General features: G+C 69.6%; 3 protein-coding genes. 1 reads left to right on the forward strand and 2 read right to left on the reverse strand.

What is annotated here, in order from left to right; genetic code table 11:
- A partial coding sequence (locus RWR81_RS12830) for a DEAD/DEAH box helicase (RefSeq protein WP_314458109.1) occupies positions 1 to 877 on the reverse strand: 877 nt, incomplete at its 3' end.
- A 21-nt stretch (positions 878 to 898) separates the two neighbouring features.
- Here RWR81_RS12830 and RWR81_RS12835 point away from each other — a divergent pair.
- Positions 899 to 2,581 carry a hypothetical protein gene (locus RWR81_RS12835; RefSeq protein ID WP_314458110.1) on the forward strand — a complete coding sequence of 561 codons (1,683 nt, stop codon included), beginning with the start codon at positions 899 to 901 and terminating at the stop codon, positions 2,579 to 2,581.
- Positions 2,582 to 2,760: 179 nt separating this feature from the next.
- On the opposite strand, the gene RWR81_RS12840 is transcribed toward RWR81_RS12835, so the two are convergent.
- On the reverse strand, positions 2,761 to 3,775 hold a 1,015-nt coding region (locus tag RWR81_RS12840; protein WP_314458111.1), incomplete at its 5' end, for an alpha/beta hydrolase.

Genomic DNA, 3,775 nt, shown 5'->3' on the forward strand with positions numbered 1-3,775 from the left:
GGGCCAGGGTGCGCTCCCCGGCGGGGGCGTCGTCATCGGTGACGGTCACGACGTCGTCGGGCCCGGCACCGATGAGTCGGGAGGCGGTGAGGGCGGGTTCTGCCGCCGTCGCCGAGGCGCACAGGACGACCGGCTGCGGGCCGTGCGGGCGCAGGCGCGCCACGAGCCGCAGGAGACGGCGCAGCACGAGGGCGACGTGCGCCCCCAGGATCCCGCGGTAGGCGTGGCACTCGTCGATGACGACGTAGCGCAGGCCCCGCAGGAGGCGACTCCAGCGCTCGTGGCCCGGCAGCAGCGAGAAGTGGAGGAAGTCGGGGTTGGTCAGGACGACGTCGGCGTGGGCGCGTACCCAGTCGCGCTCGGGCAGAGGCGTGTCCCCGTCGCAGGTGCCGACGCGCACCGTGCGCAAGGAGCCGGCGGTTGCCCCGGCCTCGCGCTGGACTGTCTCGAGCTCGCCGATGAGTCGGACCAGGGAGGCGGCCTGGTCGGCGGCGAGTGCCTTGGTGGGGGAGAGGTAGAGGATGGTGGGGCGCCGGCCGTGCGCGGAGATGCGCGTGTCGGCGCCGGAGGACTGTGCGGCCAGGATGTCGGAGAGCGCCGGCAGCCATGCGGCCAGGGACTTGCCCGAGCCGGTGCCGGTGGCCAGGACCGTGTGGTGGCCGGCGTGGGCGGACTGCGCGGCGGTGAGCTGGTGCGTCCAGGGGCGCTCGACGCCGATGCGGCGGTAGGCGGCCACGAGATCGGGGTCCGCCCAGTCGGGCCAGTCGCCGTGGCGGCCCGGCCGGGCCGGGGTGCGCTGGAGGTGGACGAGCCGGCCGTCGCGTCCGCCGATGGACTCCAGGAGCCCGGTGAGGTCGCGTCTGGTCCCGTTTGCCATGAGGCACAGTGTGCACCACCGGTGGCCGCCGGCATCCGACTCGCCTCCGCCGGTGCCCGCCCGCAGGGCATCGTCCTCCTGACGGAGGCGGACGCGGCCAGTGCTCGGTTAACGTCGGTGCCGGATCTGGCGGGCGAGCGAGGGGGAAGGCCGATGAGGACGCTGGAGGTCGTGCTGATCGCCGTGGATGCTGCGGTACTGTTCCTTGCGGTCCTCAGATCGCCGCGTCGTTGGTGGCAGGTGGCTTCCGAGGCATCGAGTGCGCGACGGTGGCCGCGGGCCGAACTCGTCCTGCTGGTGGCGCTCCTTCTCCCTCTGTTGGGCCACCTCGTCATCGAGCGGCACCGGTTCGTCATGGTTCCGGCCTACGCCGTCACGGTGGTGCTGGCCTGTGTCCTCCTGGCGCGTTGGTTCCGCTGGGATCGTCCCTCCATCGCCGCCGAGCCGCGGCGCAGGCGGCCCGTCCTGCGAGTTCTGGGGCGTATCGCGGCGCTGGTGGGAGTCCTCGCCCTGGTGGTGTCATCCGCTGCCGGGCTCCTGCTCCCGGTCTTCAACCTGCCGACGCCGACCGGCCCCTACGCCGTCGGGTACACCGAGGATCACCTGACGGACTCCGACCGCCGGGAGTGGACGACACCTGATGCGAACGATCTGCGTGAGGTCGAGCTCTCGATCTGGTACCCGACGGAGGCGGGAACCCAAGGAGAGCCGCTTGCCCTGGACCGCAGGCTGGCCAAGAGCACCGCGCTGAACGCGAGCGATAAGATCGGGACCTCCCGCGCAAGAGGCCTGCTGGAGATCTCGTTGAATCACTTCCGGCTGATCGACACTCACGCGGTGCGCGGGGGCGAGGTGGTTCAGGTTCCGGGCGGGTTCCCCGTCATCTTCTACTCCCCGGGGTCGCGAGCCGGCCGCTTCGACAACACCTCACTCGTGGTGGACCTGGCCAGTCGGGGTTACGTCGTCGTCGCCGTTGACCACCCCTACACCTCCAACGCTCCGGTCACCCTGGCCAACGGCCGCCAGGTCGATCGGGACACCGCAGACACCGTTGAGATGAGTGCCGAGGAGTCGCTGGCGAGGATGACCCGCTCGGTGTCCACCAATTCCGCGGACCTCTCCTTCGTCTTGGATCACCTCACCAGGCTCAACGCCGACCCGGGCGGTCCGTTCCATGATCGGCTCGACCTCGACTCCGTGGGCGCTCTGGGCTTCTCCTTCGGGGGCGCCACCGCGGAGCAGGCCCTGGCCGATGATTCGCGCTTCGACGCCGGAGTCAATATGGATGGAACACACTTCGGATCGGTCCGCGACACCGGCGTGCCGTCACCCAGCCTCAACATCCTGGCCACCGGCCACATCGCCGAGATCTCCAAGGTCCACAGAGGCGAGCAGCCCCGGAATGCGGGCTATATCCAGGATGCTCGGTTCCAGGAGCAGTTCCACGACCGCAGCACCGGGCCGACCTGGGCCGCCACCATCGAGAACACCAACCACGTCAGCCATGACCTGTTCTCCTTCGTCAGTCCCGCCCTGACCGGCAACACGGCTCAGCCACAGACCGAGGAGACCATTCGGGCGCTGGTCGCCGATTTCTTCGACCACACCCTGCGCGGCCGGGAGTCAGGGCTGCTGGGTCGCGACTGCGCCGTGCCTCGGAAGGTCCACTTCCCGCCCGATCCGGCCCGCCCCGACCTGCAGTAGGTTCCGCCCACGTAGCCGGTGAGCCACAGGACTCGGGGACTTCCAGTAGCGCGCTGTCGCCCCGTAGCCGAGTGTGCCGCCGACGACGCTGCTTACCTCCGTCCCACTAGGCCGGGGCCTCGGGTCCACTCGCTGGGAGTGGGCCCAAGGCCCCGGTTTCGTCGGTGTGGCGCTGTTTGTCAGCCCTTGGCTCCGCCGGTGGCGGGTTGGGGCTCACCGGCGGCGGGTTGGGGCTCGCTGGCGGCCGGTTGTGGGTCGGCGGCGCAGGTGGTGCCCTCATCCGGCATGGTCCCGTTGACCAGGAATCCGGTGATGGCCGTGGTGGCGCAGGTGTTCGTGCTGAAGGCGCCGTGACCGTAGCCCTCGACGGTGAGCAGGTGACCGTTGCCCAGCTGGCCGGCCAGGCTCTGCGACCAGGAGTAGAGCGTCTGTGTATCTCCCTTGATCCCGACGACGAGGAACGGGTCGGAGCCCTTGACCTGGATCTTCTGGGGCGGGGTCTGAGCGTGGTGTCCCCAGCCTCGGCAGTAGGCCTCCATGGCGCTCGAGGTGCCGCCGAAGAAGGGGTGGGCCTTCCTCTCGGCGGCTGTCTGCGCGTCCATCTCGGAGGCGGCGTTGTCCGTATCCGGGTAGTCGTTGCAGACGACCGCGGCGAACATGATCTCGCGGTTGGCGATGAAGGCCGCCGCTTCGACGGGCATCGACTTATTCGAGCCCTGCTTCGCCTTGGCCATGAGGGTGCCGTCGTGGTTGGTCATCGCCGGGGTGAGCATGGCGGTCAGTCCGTCCCAGTCCGGCCGTCTGACGGCGAGCTGCAGGATGATGTCGGTGGCCTCCTGCGTGTTGACGGTGGCGTCGGAGTCCGGGGTGGTCAGTGGGTTCTTGTCCAGGCCGTTGACGAAGGCGGCCAGCTGGGAGACCGCCTCGTCCGTGGAGCCGGTCAGGGGGCAACCAGTCTGGGCCTGGCAGTGCTCGACGTACTGACGCAGAACACCTTCATAGAAGGTGACCTGCTCGGCTCTGCCTTCGCCATACGATTGTTTCGAGGGGTCCATGGCGCTGTCCAGGACCGTGCGTCCGACGCGGCCCGGGAAGAGGTCGGCGTAGAGGGCTCCGATGTAGGTCCCGTAGGAGACGCCCAGGTAGTTCAGCTTCGCGTTGCCGTTGGTGGCGCGCAGGACGTCCAGGTCGCGG

The organism is uncultured Actinomyces sp., from assembly GCF_963526355.1.
GTDB lineage: Bacteria > Actinomycetota > Actinomycetes > Actinomycetales > Actinomycetaceae > Actinomyces.